At 69.1% G+C, this 14,787-nt stretch carries 15 protein-coding genes; 5 read left to right on the top strand and 10 right to left on the bottom strand.

The window, feature by feature from the left end; all coding sequences use genetic code 11:
• Window positions 1–12: 12 nt before the first annotated feature.
• From AVR91_RS07050 to AVR91_RS07035, 4 genes are read right to left on the bottom strand one after another with little or no spacing between them, the layout of a single operon-like run.
• Window positions 13–1,314 carry an alpha-L-fucosidase gene (locus AVR91_RS07050; protein ID WP_063276485.1) on the bottom strand — a complete coding sequence of 434 codons (1,302 nt, stop codon included), beginning with the start codon at window positions 1,312–1,314 and terminating at the stop codon, window positions 13–15.
• A gap of 21 nt (window positions 1,315–1,335) precedes the next feature.
• Window positions 1,336–2,202 (bottom strand): carbohydrate ABC transporter permease, encoded by an 867-nt coding sequence (locus tag AVR91_RS07045; protein ID WP_063276486.1) that lies wholly within the window; start codon window positions 2,200–2,202, stop codon window positions 1,336–1,338.
• The gene (locus AVR91_RS07040; RefSeq protein WP_063276487.1) at window positions 2,199–3,155 is read right to left on the bottom strand and encodes a carbohydrate ABC transporter permease; all 957 of its coding nucleotides are present in this window, start codon (window positions 3,153–3,155) and stop codon (window positions 2,199–2,201) included. The genes AVR91_RS07045 and AVR91_RS07040 overlap by 4 nt, the downstream gene beginning before the upstream one ends.
• Complete coding sequence (locus AVR91_RS07035; protein WP_063276488.1) at window positions 3,152–4,480, bottom strand: sugar ABC transporter substrate-binding protein; 1,329 nt, start codon at window positions 4,478–4,480, stop codon at window positions 3,152–3,154. The genes AVR91_RS07040 and AVR91_RS07035 overlap by 4 nt, the downstream gene beginning before the upstream one ends.
• A 182-nt stretch (window positions 4,481–4,662) precedes the next feature.
• On the opposite strand from AVR91_RS07035, the gene AVR91_RS07030 reads away from it, so the two are divergent.
• From AVR91_RS07030 to AVR91_RS07020, 3 genes are read left to right on the top strand one after another with little or no spacing between them, the layout of a single operon-like run.
• Window positions 4,663–5,670 carry a hydroxyacid dehydrogenase gene (locus AVR91_RS07030; protein ID WP_063276489.1) on the top strand — a complete coding sequence of 336 codons (1,008 nt, stop codon included), beginning with the start codon at window positions 4,663–4,665 and terminating at the stop codon, window positions 5,668–5,670.
• Window positions 5,670–6,314: an alpha/beta fold hydrolase gene (locus AVR91_RS07025; protein WP_063276490.1), complete on the top strand. Its 645-nt coding sequence runs from the start codon at window positions 5,670–5,672 to the stop codon at window positions 6,312–6,314. Before AVR91_RS07030 ends, AVR91_RS07025 begins: the two co-directional genes overlap by 1 nt.
• Window positions 6,315–6,342: 28 nt before the next feature.
• Window positions 6,343–7,362, top strand: coding sequence for a hypothetical protein (locus AVR91_RS07020; RefSeq protein WP_063276513.1), 1,020 nt, complete (start codon window positions 6,343–6,345; stop codon window positions 7,360–7,362).
• 4 nt (window positions 7,363–7,366) lie between these two features.
• Here the strand turns inward: AVR91_RS07020 and AVR91_RS07015 are convergent, their stop codons facing one another.
• On the bottom strand, window positions 7,367–8,506 hold the full coding sequence (locus tag AVR91_RS07015) for an epoxide hydrolase family protein (protein ID WP_063276491.1): 1,140 nt from the start codon (window positions 8,504–8,506) through the stop codon (window positions 7,367–7,369).
• A gap of 77 nt (window positions 8,507–8,583) precedes the next feature.
• Here AVR91_RS07015 and AVR91_RS07010 point away from each other — a divergent pair, with 77 nt between their 5' ends.
• A complete protein-coding gene (locus tag AVR91_RS07010) occupies window positions 8,584–9,147 on the top strand; it encodes a CGNR zinc finger domain-containing protein (protein ID WP_063276492.1) in 564 nt (187 codons plus the stop codon).
• Window positions 9,148–9,511: 364 nt separating this feature from the next.
• Here AVR91_RS07010 and AVR91_RS07005 read toward each other — a convergent pair whose 3' ends face one another.
• Together AVR91_RS07005 and AVR91_RS07000 are read right to left on the bottom strand one after the other, a co-directional pair.
• Window positions 9,512–10,603, bottom strand: coding sequence for an aldo/keto reductase (locus tag AVR91_RS07005; RefSeq protein ID WP_063276493.1), 1,092 nt, complete (start codon window positions 10,601–10,603; stop codon window positions 9,512–9,514).
• Between the two features lie 19 nt (window positions 10,604–10,622).
• Window positions 10,623–11,090, bottom strand: coding sequence for a DUF6130 family protein (locus AVR91_RS07000; RefSeq protein ID WP_228709143.1), 468 nt, complete (start codon window positions 11,088–11,090; stop codon window positions 10,623–10,625).
• Between the two features lie 158 nt (window positions 11,091–11,248).
• Here AVR91_RS07000 and AVR91_RS06995 point away from each other — a divergent pair, with 158 nt between their 5' ends.
• On the top strand, window positions 11,249–11,494 hold the full coding sequence (locus AVR91_RS06995; protein WP_063276495.1) for a hypothetical protein: 246 nt from the start codon (window positions 11,249–11,251) through the stop codon (window positions 11,492–11,494).
• On the opposite strand, the gene AVR91_RS06990 is transcribed toward AVR91_RS06995, so the two are convergent.
• The 3 genes from AVR91_RS06990 to AVR91_RS06980 are packed head-to-tail and all read right to left on the bottom strand — an operon-like array spanning window position 11,491 to window position 14,461.
• Window positions 11,491–12,492: a LysR family transcriptional regulator gene (locus AVR91_RS06990; protein ID WP_063276496.1), complete on the bottom strand. Its 1,002-nt coding sequence runs from the start codon at window positions 12,490–12,492 to the stop codon at window positions 11,491–11,493. The genes AVR91_RS06995 and AVR91_RS06990 overlap by 4 nt on opposite strands.
• Window positions 12,489–13,130, bottom strand: coding sequence for a sigma-70 family RNA polymerase sigma factor (locus AVR91_RS06985; protein WP_228708295.1), 642 nt, complete (start codon window positions 13,128–13,130; stop codon window positions 12,489–12,491). Before AVR91_RS06985 ends, AVR91_RS06990 begins: the two co-directional genes overlap by 4 nt.
• Window positions 13,115–14,461, bottom strand: coding sequence for an alpha-lytic protease prodomain-containing protein (locus AVR91_RS06980; RefSeq protein ID WP_063276498.1), 1,347 nt, complete (start codon window positions 14,459–14,461; stop codon window positions 13,115–13,117). The genes AVR91_RS06985 and AVR91_RS06980 overlap by 16 nt, the downstream gene beginning before the upstream one ends.
• Window positions 14,462–14,787: the final 326 nt, after the last annotated feature.

Genomic DNA, 14,787 nt, shown 5'->3' with positions numbered 1-14,787 from the left:
ATGCCTCCGTGCTCAATCGGTGGGGCGGGTTTCGGCGGCGGGGCTTTCGGTGCTGAGGAACAGTTCGATCACCGGGACCGGGGTGTCCGGTTTCCGGATGGGGAGCTTCAGGGTGAGCGTGCCTTCCGGCTGCCCGCCCATCTGGGTGTTCTGCGCGGTCTGCCCGGGATCCGTGTGCACCTGCCGGATTTCCGAGGCGTCGTCGAGCAACTGGGCGTAACGCACCCGCCCGGCGAGCCCGGGCAGGTGGACGTGGTTCATCGGCCAGCTGAACAGGTGCAGGTACAGCCGGTCCCCGCGCTGGGTGTAGCGGCCGTCGGCGGGCGCGGTGAACTCGCTGGGACCGCAGCCGCGGATGGAGCGTTCGTGGCGGTCCATCCAGCGGCCGATCTCGGCGAGGACTTCGTGCGCACGGGGGTCGATCTCGCCCCGGCCGTTCGGCCCGACGTTGAGCAGCAGGTTGCCGTCCTTGGACACGCCGTCGACCAGCATCCGGATGAGCAGTTCGGGGCTCTTGTAGTCGAGGTTGTCGCGGTCGTAACCCCAGCTGCCGTTGAGGGTCTGGCACGCCTCCCACACCACGGGGACACCGTCGCGGGTCATCGGGCCGGACGGCTGGTACTGCTCCGGGGTGATGAAGTCGCCGGGGATCCCGGTGCGGTCGTTGACCAGGATGCCGGGCTGGAGTTCGCGGACCAGCGCGAGCAGGCCGGGGGAGTCCCAGTCGGCCGGTCCCTTGCCGCCCCACCATTCCTTGCGGCCCTTGTACGAGAAGTCGAAGAACAGGTAGTCGATCGTGCCGAAGCGGGTGAGCAGTTCGCGCACCTGACCGTGGAGATAGAGCTGGTACTCGGCGATGTCGGCGTACTGGTGCGCCGCGATGTACTCCGCGTCGTCACGGCGGGGATGGGTGCCGTCGACGGGGAAAGCCGGGTGGTGCCAGTCGATCAGCGAGTGGTAGAAGCCGACCTTCAGGCCTTCCTCGCGGCAGGCGTCGACGAACGGGCCGAGCAGATCCTTGCCGTACGGCGTGTTCGTCACCTTGAAGTCGGTGAGGTCGCTGTCCCACAGGCAGAAACCGTCGTGGTGCTTGGTGGTCAGCACGACGTAGGTCATGCCCGCGGCCTTCGCGGCGCGCGCCCAGGACCGCGGGTCGTACTTGTCCGGCTCGAAGTGATCGAAGTAGACCCGGTACTGCTCGTCGGTCAGCTTCTCGTGGTTCTGCACCCATTCGTGCCGGGCGGCCAGGGAATACAGTCCCCAGTGGACGAACATCCCGAACCGGTCGTGGGTGAACCAGGCGGTGGAACTCACATCGCTCCTTGTGATGGTGGGTCAGCCCTTGAGCGCGCCCGAGGCGAGGCCACGGACGAACGAACGCTGGAAGAACAGGAACGCGGCGACCGACGGGAGCAGCGCCAGCAGCGACGCGGCCATGATCACGCCGGGCGTGACGTTCGTGTCGATCCGCAAGGTCCGCAGGGCCAGCGGCAGGGTGTAGGTCGAGGCGTCGGTCGACACCAGCAACGGCAGCAGGTACTGGTCCCAGATCATCGTGAAGCCGAAGACGCCGATCACGCCGAGCGCGGGCTTGCACATCGGGAGGATGATCTGCGCGAAGATCCGCAGATCGCCGGCGCCGTCGATCCGCGCGGCCTCTTCGAGTTCGCGGGGGACGTCCTTCATGAACTCGGTCATCACCAGGATCGAGAAGGCCCACGCGCCCAGCGGCACGATCATCCCGGCGAGGCTGCCGATCAGGTTCAGATGCACCACCGGCAGATCCGACAGGATCAGCGAGAGGGGGATCGCGAGGATCTCCTCCGGCAGCATCAGCGTCGCCAGGATCGCGACCAGCACGAAGGTCATGAACCGGAACTTCTTGCGCGCCAGCGCGTAGCCGGCCAGCACCGAGACGACGACCTGCAGCAGCAGGCCGAAGCCGACCACCAGGAACGAGTTGAGGAGATACATCCCCACGCCCAGGTCGAAGGCGATGCCGAAGTTGTCCAGGGTGGGGCTCGACGGGACGACGCTCAGCGCCGTCGGATCGGAGACGTCGTTGAACGCGCTGACCAGCAGCGCCAGCAGCGGCCCGGCGAACACCAGGAGCAGCAGGGCGTACAGGACGAACTTCAGGACCCGTCCGGCCGGTGATTTGACGGCGTCGAGGCCGAGGGCGGAATCGTTGGCCGCGGTCATGCGTCTCGCCTCCGTCGGAGCACCTGGACGAACAGGGTGAGCACGAGCGTCGCGAGGAACAGCAGGACCGCGCCCGCCGCGCCGACGCCCAGCCGGTTCTGTTCCAGGCCGAGTTTGTAGATCAGGGTCATCGCCACCTCGGTCGAGCCGTTCGGCCCGCCGTTGGTCAGCAGGAACACCTCGGTGAACACGCGCAGGCCGCGGATCGCCGCGAGGACGAACAGGATCGAGAACACCGACCGCAGGCCGGGCAGCGTCACGTGGAGGATCTTCCGCCAGCGGGAGGCACCGTCCACAGTGGCCGCTTCGTAGAGGCCGCGGTCGATACCGGCCAGACCGGCCAGGAAGATCATCATGTCGTACGGGGCGCCGCGCCAGATCCCGGTGATGATCACCGAGACCATCGACGTGTCGGGATCGTTGATGAATCCCGACGGGCCCAGCCCGACCAGGCCGAGGATGGAGTTCAGCATCCCGTCCTCGGTCGGGTGGTACATGATGCGCCACAGTTCGGCGACCACCGCGATCGGCACGACCACCGGCAGGAACGCCGCCGACCGCAGGAACTTCAGCCGCTTGCTCTGGCCCTCCATCAGCAGGGCGAGCGCGAGGCCGAGGATCATCGACCCCGCGGTCTGCCCGACCGCGATCACGACCGTGTGCCAGATCGCGGAGTGGAACGCCTCGTCACCGAGGACGGTGCTGTAGTTCTGCCCGCCGACCCACTGGTTGCCCAGATACGGCTGGACGTCCTGGAAGGACATCGTCACCGCGGTGATCATCGGGATGAACTTGAAGTACACGAACAGGATGAGGGCGGGGGCCAGGAACAGCCACGGCGTCCACCACTTCCCGTCGCGGTCGCTGCGCCTGCGGGCCTTCGGCGCGGGCGCCCGCTTCACGGCGGGACGGTCCGCGCCGACGGCCGCCGGCTTGGCGTGATCTACGGTCATGAGGCGCTGATCCCCTGTTGCTGCAAGGTCGCGGTGAGCTTGGTGTCGAGTTTGGACAGTTCCGCCTTGAGATCGAGCTTGCAGTCGGCGACGAGCGCGCTGATCGTGTCGGCGGTGTCCTGGCGGACCGGCGTCCAGTTCGGGATGGACGGCGCGTAGTGGCCGGACTTCGCGTAGATCTCGGCGTAGGTCTTCCACCGCGGGTCGGAGCGGACCTGGGTGATGTCGACGTTCTTGTTCACCGGGAGCTGCACGATGAAGGCCGACTCGCCCTCCATGCCGATCTTCTGGCCGTCGGCCGAGATCGCGAAGTCACCGAAGGCGTCCTGGCCTGCCTGGTTCGGCGAACCGGCCATCATGAAGATCGACAGGCCCTCGGCGAGGACGTCGGCGTTCTTGGCGCCCTTCGGCATCGGGACGACCTCGTACTTGTCCTTGCCGAGCGACTTGTCGAACCGGGGCAGCAGGTACGGGCCGACGACGTACATCCCGGCCTTGCCCGCTTCGAAGGTCTCGTTGGTCGCGGGGGTCGGCATGGTGACCGAACCGGGCTGGATCACGTTGTCCTTGCAGCCGAGGTCGCGGAACCACTGCACCGCGGCCACGGATTCGGGCGTGCTCATCGCGGGCTTGTACTTGCCGTCACCGGCTTCGGTGATGAAGTCGCCGCCCGCGGCCCACAGGAAGTTGGAGAAGTACCAGGAGGCGTAACCCCGCTTGGTCGACAGCGTCGCGTTCAGGCCCGCGGTGTCGTTCTTCCCGTTGCCGTCGGGGTCGCCGGTGGTGAAGGCCTTGGCGAGGTCCGCCAGTTCGGCCCAGCTCTGCGGGACGCCCTTGCCGAGCTTCTCGCGCCAGTCCTTGCGGATCAGCAACGCCGAAGCCTGCGCGCTGTAGGGCAGGCCGTACAGCTTGCCGTCCGGGGTCTGGTTGGACTTCAGCGCCTGCTCGGTGAGCTCCGACGCGTGCTTGATCTTGCCTTGTTCGATCTCACGCACGAGACCCTGGCTCTTCAGCGTGCCGACCTGGGTGACGTCGTTCATCACGATGTCCGGCAGGTCGCGCTGGGCGGCGCGCTGGGCCAGCTTCGTCTCGAAGTCGTCGAAGATCGCGGTGACCTGCACCTTGAATCCCGTGGCCTTCTCGAAGGCTTCCGCGAGCCGCTTGGTGGCCTGTTCGCCGGGGCCGCCGGGGGTCGTCCGGGTCCACAGTTCCAACGGCGCCTTGGTGTCCTGCGCGACGTTCGTTCCGGCGGGGCCTGCCGAGCAGCCCGAAAGGACCAGCGCTGAGACAGTGAGTCCCACGCCGATCCACCGCGATTTCCGCATCGCTTCTCCTGTTCACTGTGGACCACGCTGTCTACCTCGGAGGGGACGGTAAGCGCTTTCCCGGTCTCCGGTCAATGGTCCGATCATTACGAATTTCAATCTCCCGTGTTTGCCTCTGCGCGGGACTCGCCGTCCGTGGACCGGCTCAGGCATCCGATGTATGGTCGCCGCCGGAGGTAGGAATGACCGAGCTGCGACACCGGCCGACAGCACTTCTCGTGATGGAGGAGCGCCGCCGCGACGACGTTTACCCCGAGGCGGTGCTGAAGGAGATCGGCACGCTGGCGGACCTGCGTGAACCGCTCACCCGCGAGCGGCTGGCGGAGGACCCGGCGGCGCTGGAAGGCGTCGAAATCCTGCTGTCCGGCTGGGGTGCCCCGGTGCTGGACTCCGTCCTTTTGGGACACGCGCGGGACCTGCGGGCCGTGCTCGTCGCGGCCGGCTCGGTCCGGCCGCTGACCACGCCCGAGTTCTGGGCGCGTGAGCTGCCGATCGTGTCCGCCGCGGCCGCGAACGCCGTCCCGGTCGCCGAGTTCACCCTGGCCCAGGTCCTCTTAGGACTCAAGCAGGTGCACCGCATCTCCCGGGAGATCCGGGAGCGGCGGGCCTATCCGCCGGATCCGCGGGTCGCGGGCGCGTACCGGTCCCGCGTCGGACTGCTCGGTCTCGGCGAGATCGGTGCTCTCGTCGCGTCGCATTTGCGCGGTTTCGACGTGGAAGTGCTCGCGAGCGACCCCGTCGTCGACCCGGCGACCGCCGACGGCCTCGGCGTGCGGCTGGTGGGCCTGGACGAACTGTTCGCCACGTGTCCCGTGGTCAGCCTGCACGCGCCGTTGCTGCCGGAGACCGAAGGGCTCGTCGACGGCGAGCTGGTGGCAAGGATGGGCGTCGGCGCGACCCTGATCAACACCGCCCGCGGCGCCGTCGTCGACGAACCGTCGGTCGTCCCGGTGCTGGCAGAGCGTCCCGATCTCACCGCGATCCTCGACGTCACCTGGCCGGAACCGCCGGAGCCGGATTCGCCGCTGTACACGTTGCCGAACGTGGTGCTCACCCCGCATCTGGCCGGCGCGCTGGGCGCCGAGCGTGCGCGGATGGGCGAACTCGTGGCGGCGGAACTGCGGCGATTCGTGCTCGGGGAACCGTTGCGGCATGCCGTCGCGCCGGACCGGGCGCACCTGCGGGCCTGATGCTCGCCTTCCGGGAGACCGGCCCGTCCGGCGGGGTGCCCGTCGTCCTGCTGCACGCCCTGGGCAGCAAGGCGGGCACTTGGGACGATTTCGCCGCCCGCCTGGATCGCCGTGTCGTGGCGGTCGACCTGCCGGGGCACGGCGACAGTGCCCACGTGGAGAGCTACTCGCTCGACGCGATGGCCGACGGCGTGGCCGAACTCCTCGGCGAGGAAGCGGACCTGGTCGGTCATTCGATGGGCGGCCGGGTCGCCGTGCTGCTCGCCCAGCGGCTGCCCGGCCGCGTGCGGCGGCTGGTCGTCGAGGACACCCCGCCACCTCCACTCGAGGCGTTGGAACCGTTGGCTCCCGCGCAGGAGCCGTCCGGGCCGTTGCCGTTCGACTGGCGGCTGATCGACCCGATCATGACCGAACTCCGCACGCCCGACCCTGCCTGGTGGGAGCGGCTCGGCGTGATCACGGCGCCGACCCTGCTGATCAGCGGTGGGCCGTCCAGTCATGTGGGCCGTGAGTCGCTGGAGCGGATGTGCGGGCTGATCCCGGACTGTCGCCTGGTGGTCGTCGAGGACGCGGGACATCGGGTGCACGGCAGCAGACCGGAAGAATTCGCGGCGGTGGCGGGGGAGTTCCTCGGGCCGGCGTAGTCTGGCGACCTGGCTGGGGGTGGGGCTGGTGGTCGTGTTCTGTTGTGCGGGTTGTGGCGCCGAACTGACCGTGCCGGTCACACGGGTCGCTCTCCCGGTGCACGCGCGCAACAGTTACGGGCACGCCCTGCTGCCGCCGCTCATGCGGGCGGGGACCTATGCCGTCGACCCGGAGCCGTTCGGCCCGCCGTGGCGAGCGTGGGACGAGAGCGAAGCGGAAGCTCGAAGGCTGTTCGCGCCCGTCCTCCTGCTTTCGGACGGGGCGGCCGGATCGATCGTGGTCGCGCCGGGGGACACCTGCGAGACAGTGCTGATTCCGGAACGGTGCGACGGCTACTGCTACGGCGTGGACGGCCGTAGCGGTCCCAACCTCGCGTGCGCTAGCTGTGGACTGGAGGTGGGGACCCGGATCGACGACTGCTCGCGCTGGCAGGAGGTGCGGTTCGTCCCGGACTCCGTGCGATTCGAGCCCTCCGAAGAATCTCTTGTCGAGGACTGGACTTTCGAAGGTTTACCGCCGGTCGAACCCTCAGGAGCGTGGTGCCCGTACTGGGAAGCGGCCGTCGGCGATGCCCTGGCGCATCTGTTCGCGGTTTCCGGGGGCGGGACGATCGCCGTGGAGGATGGTTTTGTCTCCGCGGTCTTCGGCGCCGCTCTCGCCCTGCCTTCGTCCGGCCCGCCGCGCCGGAACCTGGCACTCGCGGGCCCCGGATTGCCGGATTCCGACGACATCGCTCTCGTGCCGCGGCATCCGGTGACCGGACGTCCGTGGCCGCATTCGAGCGCGACCGACGTGGTCCCGCTGGCGGCCGAGGTGTGGACCTGGCTGGCTTTCGGACAGGACCCGGTGACCGCCCCGGTTTCCGGGGTCATGCCGGCGGGTGTTCTCCGGGACGACCCGTTGCCGAAGCGTCCGAGGGGGCCTCTTTCACCCGCGCCGGACGTCTTCCTGTACACGCTGGCGCGGCTTCCGGCCGTTCGGCAGCCATGGCTGAGGGCGATCTACGACCGGGTGAAGGCGGGCGGCCCCGTGTCGAGGATCGTATAACGACCTATACCGCTTGCCGCACCGCCGCGAGGCCTTCCTGTAGATCCTTGACGAAATACCCGGGAACCTCCAGGGACGGGAAATGTCCGCCGGACTCGGGTGACCTCCATCGGACGATCCGCCGGTACCGCTCCTGCGCCCAGGGGCGCGGGTACTTCTCGATGTCGCGGGGGTAGACGGTGATCGCCGCCGGGACGTCGACGCGGAGTTCGGGGTCGAGCGAGTCGTGGCTCTCGTAGTAGATGCGGGCCGAAGACGCGCCGGTCCGGGTCAGCCAGTACAGGGTGACGTCGTCGAGGATGCGGTCCCGGGAGATCGTCTCGAACGGGCTGTCCTCGGTGTCCGACCACTCGGCGAACTTGTCGAGGATCCAGGCGAGCAGGCCGACCGGAGAGTCGACGAGCGAGTAGCCGATGGTCTGCGGGCGGGTCGCCTGCTGTTTGGCGTAGGCCGCGCGGTGGTGCCAGAAGTCGTAGGTCTCCTCGGTCCATTCGCGCTCGGCCGGGGTGAGTCCTTCGGTCGTCAGCCCGGGCGGTCCCTCCGCGAACGTGGTGTGGATACCGAGAACATGGTCCGGGAACCGGCCGGCGAGGACCGTGGTGATGTTGCCGCCCCAGTCGCCGCCATGGGCCGCGAACCTGTCGTAGCCGAGCCTGCCCATGAGTTCGACCCAGGCGGCCGCGATCTTTTCGGTTCCCCATCCGGTGGTGGCCGGTTTGTCGCTGTAGCCGAAGCCCGGCAGCGACGGGACCACGACGTGGAACGCCGGTGTGTCCGGGGCCGCCGGGTCCGCCAGTTCGTCCACCACATCGACGAACTCGGCGATGCTGCCCGGCCAGCCGTGCGTCAGGACCAGGGGAGTGGCGTCGGCGCGGGCGGACCGGCGGTGCAGGAAGTGGATCCCCAGGCCGTCGATGGTCGTGCGGTATTGCCCGATCCGGTCGAGGCGATCTTCGAACCGCCGCCAGTCGTACTCCGTGCGCCAGTAGTCCACGACCTCGATCAGGTCGGCGAGAGGAACGCCCTGCCCCCAGCGGGGGACCGTCGCGGCTTCCGGTAGCCGCGCCGCGGCCAATCGGGCACGCAGATCGTCGAGTTCGGCGTCGGTCGCGTGGGCTTCGAAGGCTTGCACTTCGCTGGTCATGTGACCTCCTGTCGTGAACCGGCTAAGACGGTTCTAACAGCTCGTCCCGCCGCGACGCAACCGGCTAAGGTGGTTCCATGCGATCCGGCTTCCCCGACTTCCGCCTCGGCAGCGTGCTGGCGACCAGCTTCACGGCGACTTTGACGGAGCGTCGTGGTGAGCCCGTGGAGCGCATTCCCACGCCGCAGCGGCTCGTGGACTGGCTGGCGGTGAGCGGCCTCGCCGTGGAGTCCTGCACCGCGGCCCAGCTCGACCTCGCCCGGGAACTGAGGGAAGCGATTCACGCCGCCGCGACCGCGACCGCGACTCGAGAAGTCCTGCCCGCTGCCGCTGTCCAGGTCATCAACGACCGCAGCGTTCAGGGGCGGGCCGCGGCCGTCCTGACCTCCGAAGGCGAGCGGCGATGGCGGGTCGCCGGCGTGGAAGACGCCCTCAGCGTGATCGCCGCCGACGCGATCAGCATCATCTCGGGCGAACGGGACGGGAAGATGGCGTTGTGCGCGTCGCCGACCTGTCTGGCCGCCTTCTTCGACACCAGCCAGAGCCGCACACGTCGGTGGTGTGACATGAACACGTGCGGGAATCGGTCGAAGAAGGCGCGGTTTCAGGCCAATCAGCGGAGGAAGTCGGGGAGTTCCTGATCGGGTCGCGAGGTGGTTGTCTCGGCGGTTGCCGGAAATCGGCGACGGTTCTGGCCGGTGTTGGTGCCGTCGGGGCAGCCATGGCATGACCGGCCGGTTCGTTGCCGGGATGTGGCGACCGGTTCACGTGAGCTCGGCCTGGCCATCCCGGCCCGTCGCCGGAAACCGACGACGGCCAGAACGGCGTCGGCCCCCGAGACGCCTATGACACGACCAGCAGGTCAGTTGCCGCGAAACGGCGACCGTCCGCCCAATGCCGGTCGTTCCGAGTCGGCCATCCACACCGGTCGCCGGAAATCGGCGACAGAGTCAGGCCAAGCCCGTCGCCGAATTCCGGCAACACCCCATCACCCGCGGAGCCCGGTCACCAGTTCCGCACCTCGGGCGCGTACCCCGCCGGCTTGTCCCCGACCTTCACCCCGGGCGAGATCACCCAGTTCTGGTACTCGGGCGTGAACATCCGGTACACCGACTCCGGCGGAACGGCACTCGCCTCGTCGAGGAGCGCCCGCAGATCCGGCGGCAGTTCGAAGTCCAGCGCCGCCATGCTCTTGCCCAGCTGGTCCGCGCTGCTCGCCCCGACGATCGCCGCCGCGACGCCCGGCTGGGTCGTGACCCAGTTGATCGCGACCTGCGCCATCGTGACACCGAGTTCGTCCGCGACCTTCTCCAGCGGCTTCAGCAACGCCCAATCCCGGTCAGTCCACGATTTCCCTGAGCTTCCCGGATCGCTCAGCCTGCCTTCGCCCGACGGCGTCTCGCCGGTCGGCCGGTACTTGCCGGTGAGGAATCCGCCTGCCAGCGGGCTCCACGCGGTGACGCCGAGCCCGAGATGCCGTCCCATCGGCACGTGTTCGGTCTCGATGGTCCGCTCCACGAGCGAGTAGGGCAGCTGGAGATTGACGACCGGGGTCAGCGCGTTCGCCTCGGCGAAGCTCTGCGCTCGCGCGGCGTACCAAGCGGGCACGTCGGAAAGCCCGGCGTAGCGGATCTTTCCGGCGCGCACCAGATCGTCGAACGTGCGCATCACCTCTTCGACCGGCGTGACGCGATCCCAGGTGTGCAGCAGGAACAGGTCGACGTGGTCGGTGCCCAGCCGCCGCAACGATGCTTCGAGCGCCCGGATCAGATGCTTGCGGCCGTTGCCGCCGGCGTTCGGATCGCCGGGGTCGACGCTGTTGGTGTACTTGGTGGTGAGCACGACCCGGTCGCGCACTTTCGCCTCGGCGATGAGGCGGCCGAGGATGGTCTCGCTTTCGCCCGCGGTGTAGAAGTCCGCGGTGTCGACGAAGTTCCCGCCCGCGTCGAGGTACTCGCGGAAGATCGGGCGGACCTCGTCCTCGGTCTTGCCGTACGCGGCGTGGAAACCGCCGGTGCCGAAGTTCATCGTGCCGAGCGCGATCCGGCTGACGCGCAGCCCGGAGCGGCCGAGCAGGTAGTACTGATCCAAAGTCATCGAGGGTCTCCAAAATTTCTCAGTGGTGTCCACTGTGGACGGGAACGACGAAGTTCACCGTTTTCTCGTCGAGGATCTTGTGCGTCGGATCGGCGAGCCCGATCCACACCTTGTGCGGTCCCGCCGGCAGCGACTGGATGATCAGCGGCTCCCCGCTGCCGTCCGCCCAGTGCCACGCCGCGTCGTCGACGGTCACGTGGATGTGGCCGATCCGCGGCGACACGTCCAGGGCGGCCGGGCCGTAGACCGGGACGATCCGGAGGTTTTCCGCCCGGTACCGCAACACGACCAGCCCCATCGCCAGCTGATCGGGCAAGGGCGCGTCCACGACCAGCGAAGGCGGCGGTTGCGACGGCAACGGCACGACGGGGGCGGGCGACCAGCCGGCGGCCGTGCCAGGAGGTGGTGCGGGCGCCGCCGGGGGAGCGCCGCATGCGGCGGTGAGCAGAACGGCGGCGGTGAGGGCGAGCTTCCCAAAGGCGGGCATGAACTCAAGCTAGGACCGGCCTGGGGACCGCGGCGCCCGTCGGGCGACGTCATCGGTGTACGTCACCCGTGACACTTTCCGGTGATCGGCAGGTGAACCGGCCGGATCCGGGGAATACGCGGGACATCGACCCGCCAGGGGAAGAAAAGGAGAGAACGATGAAGTCTCGAATCGCCGCCTTGGCGGCCGCGGTCACGTTCTTGGTCTCCGCGGGCGCCGTCACCGCCTCGCCCGCCGCCGCGGACCCGGTGCCCGGCAGCCCGAATCAGTTCTACGCGTCGTGCGCGGTGGACCTGCTGGGCATTCCGGTGGGCTGCCTGGAAACCGACGAAGTGCACGCGACGCACATCTGCCAGTACGTGCTCACGGCGTTCGGGCTCGGCCTCGACTGCATCCAGCGCTAGGTCCCGAGCCAGCCGGGATTCGCCGCCGCCCACTCGGGAAGCCGGTGGCGGATCGCGGCCAGCTCGGTGATCGCGTGCACCAGTCCACTTCGGACGGCCGGGACGTCGACCGGTGAGCCGTCGCGCCACAGCAGGAGATGACGCGTCCTCAGCGGTACACCCCGGAGCGCGACCACCGGGCCGGGCATCGTGGAACCGGAATCGAGGGACTGGGCCGGCGCCACCGCACGGGGATCACGCCGGACGGTCTGCCGCAGCACCGCCGGTTCCAGCTTCCGCACGGTGATCGCGCCGAGCCCGGCCCGTGCGCACTGATCAGTCAGGTGATCGAGGAACTCGTCGTCCCCACCGGCCGCGGTGAGCCAGGCCGAGCCGTCGAGGTCCGCCAGCGAAACCTCACCGCGTCCGGCCACGGGATGCTCCGGGGACACGGTCACGAACACCGGCTCCGTTCCGACGGGAAGCAGGTTGATTCCCTCGGGCGGAACGATTTCCTGCCCGGGGTGGTCCACGTACAGCGCCAATTCCACCGTGTCGTCGAGAAGCGCCGAGAACAGCGCGGTCCGGCTGGTCACCGTGAGCAGTTCGACCGGACGGCCGGGGGCGGCCGCGGCGACCACGCCGCTCAACGTCTCGGCGAAGACCGTCGGGAGCGCGCCGATCCGGAGCAGCCCCTCGTCGGGGGCGGTGTGGAACCGGCGGATGGCCAGTTCGAGGTCGTCCGCCGCGGCGAGGACGCGCCGCGCGTGGTTCAGCAGCACTTCGCCCAGCGCGGTGGGCCGCACGCCGTGCCGGTCGCGTTCGAACACCGTCCGTTCCAGTGCCCGTTCGACCCGGTGGAGCTGCGCGCTCAGCGCGGGCTGGGAGAGCCCGAGCGCGGTGGCGGCCTTCGCGATGCTGCCCGCCGACGCGATCGCGTCGAGGAGCCGCAGATGCCGGACGTCGATGTCCATCGGCCAGGTGTGGCCGTCCCCGGGACCGATGAGGGGGCTGATCACAGGTCGTCCTCGCTGATGATCGTGCGGAGTTTCTGCAGGGCGCGATGCTGGGCGACCCGGACCAGACCAGGGCTCACCCGCAGGACCGCTCCCGTTTCGGGCGCCGTCATCCCCACCGTGATCCGCAACCGGAGGATCTCCTGCTGGATACCGGGAAGGGTGCTCATCAGCCGCGTCAACCGGTCGTGGCCGTCGGCGGCGAGGGCCAGCCGCTCGGGTTCGTCGGTCTCGGGCGTCGCGCGTTCGGGCGGATCGGGTGTGGGTTCCGACCTGTCCCGGGCTCGCCTCCGGAAGGCAGCGGCGACCTTCCGGGCGGCGATCCCGAGGACGGCGGCGAGAAAGGAGCCGCCGGTGGTCCTCGCGGTGGGCAGCGCGGTGAGCACGGCGAGGCAGGTCTCCTGCGCGACGTCCTCCGCGGCGATCACCCGCGCGTCCGTTCCGTCCATCCTGCTGCGGCAGTAGTCCGCGACCACCGGCTGGACGATGCTCATCAGCTCGTTCGTCGCCGCGGGGTCACCGCGGCGGGCGCGGGGGACGAGGGATTCGAGATCCGCCGCCCGCGCGCCGTCGTCAAGAGGAGGAACCGCCCCCGGCGAGGTCGGGTCGCCGGGGGCGGTCCAGGTCAGGCGAGTTCCCAAAGCGCGGGCACGTTCGGCGGTTCCCAGCCGGGCAAGGAGGTGTGCGGCTGGATGACCCGGTAGTTGCTGCCGCCGTAGGTGGCGGTCGCGCCGGAGCCGTAGTACGTGTACGGCGCCCAGGTGCCGCCCGGCGGGTTCGACGTCGTCGGGCTGGTCGGCGTGGTCGGAGTCGTGGGCGTGGTGGTGGTGCTGGACGGCGGGTTCCCGCTGACCGTCAGGCGCAGGTTGTAGACGCTCAGGATCTCCGAGATCGGCTGGAAGTAGATGGTGCCGCCGGAGGTGCAGTTGCCGGAGCCGCCGGAGGTGACGCCCTGCGCCTGGTCGCCGGTGAGCCACGAACCGCCGGAGTCGCCGGGCTCGGCGCAGGCGTTGGTCCGGGTCAGGCCGGTGATGGTGCCCTCGGGGTAGGTGACCGAGGTGTTCTTCTGCAGGATGGTGCCGCAGCGCCACCCGGTGGTGGAGCCGGAGCGGCACACCGACGAGTTGACCGGCGCCTCGGTCGAACCGGCGACCGGCACGGTGCCGGGGTAGCGGTTCACCAGCGGGCGCGGGGTGTTGCCCGCGTCGGCGCGGACCCACGCGTAGTCGTTGCCGGGGAAGCTGGAACCGGCCACGGTCCCGCTCGGGTTCGACGTGCGGGTTCCGGTGGTGCCGCAGTGACCGGCGGTCACGAAGCCGCCGTCGACCGCGAAACCGATGGAGCAGCGGCCCGAGCCGAAGGTGTAGGCGTTGCCGCCGATGATGTCGATCAGCGGACGAGGCTGTTCGGTGCTGGTCTCGACGCGGACCACGTCGGACGGCACGCCCGAGGAGGTCGCCCACGACTTCGCGGCGGCTTCGCCACCGGCGTTGGCGAGTACGACGATCGAGTTGGTGGTGACGTCGGTGTACCAGCCGGGAACGGTCTTCGGTGCCTTGGTGGCCTTGGCGTCCAGCCGGAGCTTCGCCGCGTCGAGGTCGGCGGCGCTACGGGCCACCGTCTTCGGGGTCGCGCCCGCGGCGCGCACCAGATCGCCCACGGCGGCGTCGGTGACCGCCACGGTCAGCGTGGTCCCGCTGCCGTCCAGCCACGATCCGGCGTACGACATGCCGAGCTGCTTCTTCAGCGTGTTGTCGGCGACCGCGGCGCGCTGTTCGCTCGCGAGCCGGAGCTTGGCCTGGTCGGGGCTGATCTTCAGATCGCGGGCCATCGCGGCCAGCATTTCGGACTGGACCTGGTCGCCGGCGGTGGCTTGTTGACCGGCGCTCGCGCTGGGGGTCAGGGCGATGGCGGTGACCAAGCCTGCCCCGGTTATGGCCGCGGCAGTCGCGGCTAAGATCTTTCTGTTCATTTCAACGCTTTCCTCGAAACGGGCGGGGGAGGGGGATTCGTCCCCGACCGTACGAGGCGTATCACTCGACTGGTACATACCATTTGGGTCATATCGCCCGGCCGTGACGCGGGGCGATATGGCGGTGTTCAGTGCTGATCCGGCCGGTGATTCCGTTGCGGTACAACGGTTTCGCTTTCTTCGGACGAAGTGGTGCACAGCCGTGCGAGGTGCGCCGTCGCGGTGTCCACTGTCGTCAATACCGTACTTTTGAGGGGTAAGGCAAAGAGTTCTCACAGAGTGAGGAAGTGCCCGTCGTGCCGGAGGGGGCGCCGGCACGACGGGCA

It is taken from the genome of Amycolatopsis keratiniphila subsp. keratiniphila, from assembly GCF_001620365.2.
GTDB lineage: Bacteria > Actinomycetota > Actinomycetes > Mycobacteriales > Pseudonocardiaceae > Amycolatopsis > Amycolatopsis keratiniphila.
The sequence above is the reverse complement of the archived record's forward strand: the minus strand, read 5'-3'. Positions and strand labels throughout refer to the sequence as shown.

Bases quoted from the DNA above. Each gene is read 5' to 3' on its own strand.
- AVR91_RS07045 (WP_063276486.1), bottom strand. From the start codon at position 2,202: ATGACCGCGGCCAACGATTCCGCCCTCGGCCTCGACGCCGTCAAATCA.
- AVR91_RS07040 (WP_063276487.1), bottom strand. From the start codon at position 3,155: ATGACCGTAGATCACGCCAAGCCGGCGGCCGTCGGCGCGGACCGTCCC.
- AVR91_RS07035 (WP_063276488.1), bottom strand. From the start codon at position 4,480: ATGCGGAAATCGCGGTGGATCGGCGTGGGACTCACTGTCTCAGCGCTG.
- AVR91_RS07030 (WP_063276489.1), top strand. From the start codon at position 4,663: ATGACCGAGCTGCGACACCGGCCGACAGCACTTCTCGTGATGGAGGAG.
- AVR91_RS07025 (WP_063276490.1), top strand. From the start codon at position 5,670: ATGCTCGCCTTCCGGGAGACCGGCCCGTCCGGCGGGGTGCCCGTCGTC.
- AVR91_RS07015 (WP_063276491.1), bottom strand. From the start codon at position 8,506: ATGACCAGCGAAGTGCAAGCCTTCGAAGCCCACGCGACCGACGCCGAA.
- AVR91_RS07010 (WP_063276492.1), top strand. From the start codon at position 8,584: ATGCGATCCGGCTTCCCCGACTTCCGCCTCGGCAGCGTGCTGGCGACC.
- AVR91_RS07005 (WP_063276493.1), bottom strand. From the start codon at position 10,603: ATGACTTTGGATCAGTACTACCTGCTCGGCCGCTCCGGGCTGCGCGTC.
- AVR91_RS07000 (WP_228709143.1), bottom strand. From the start codon at position 11,090: ATGCCCGCCTTTGGGAAGCTCGCCCTCACCGCCGCCGTTCTGCTCACC.
- AVR91_RS06995 (WP_063276495.1), top strand. From the start codon at position 11,249: ATGAAGTCTCGAATCGCCGCCTTGGCGGCCGCGGTCACGTTCTTGGTC.
- AVR91_RS06980 (WP_063276498.1), bottom strand. From the start codon at position 14,461: ATGAACAGAAAGATCTTAGCCGCGACTGCCGCGGCCATAACCGGGGCA.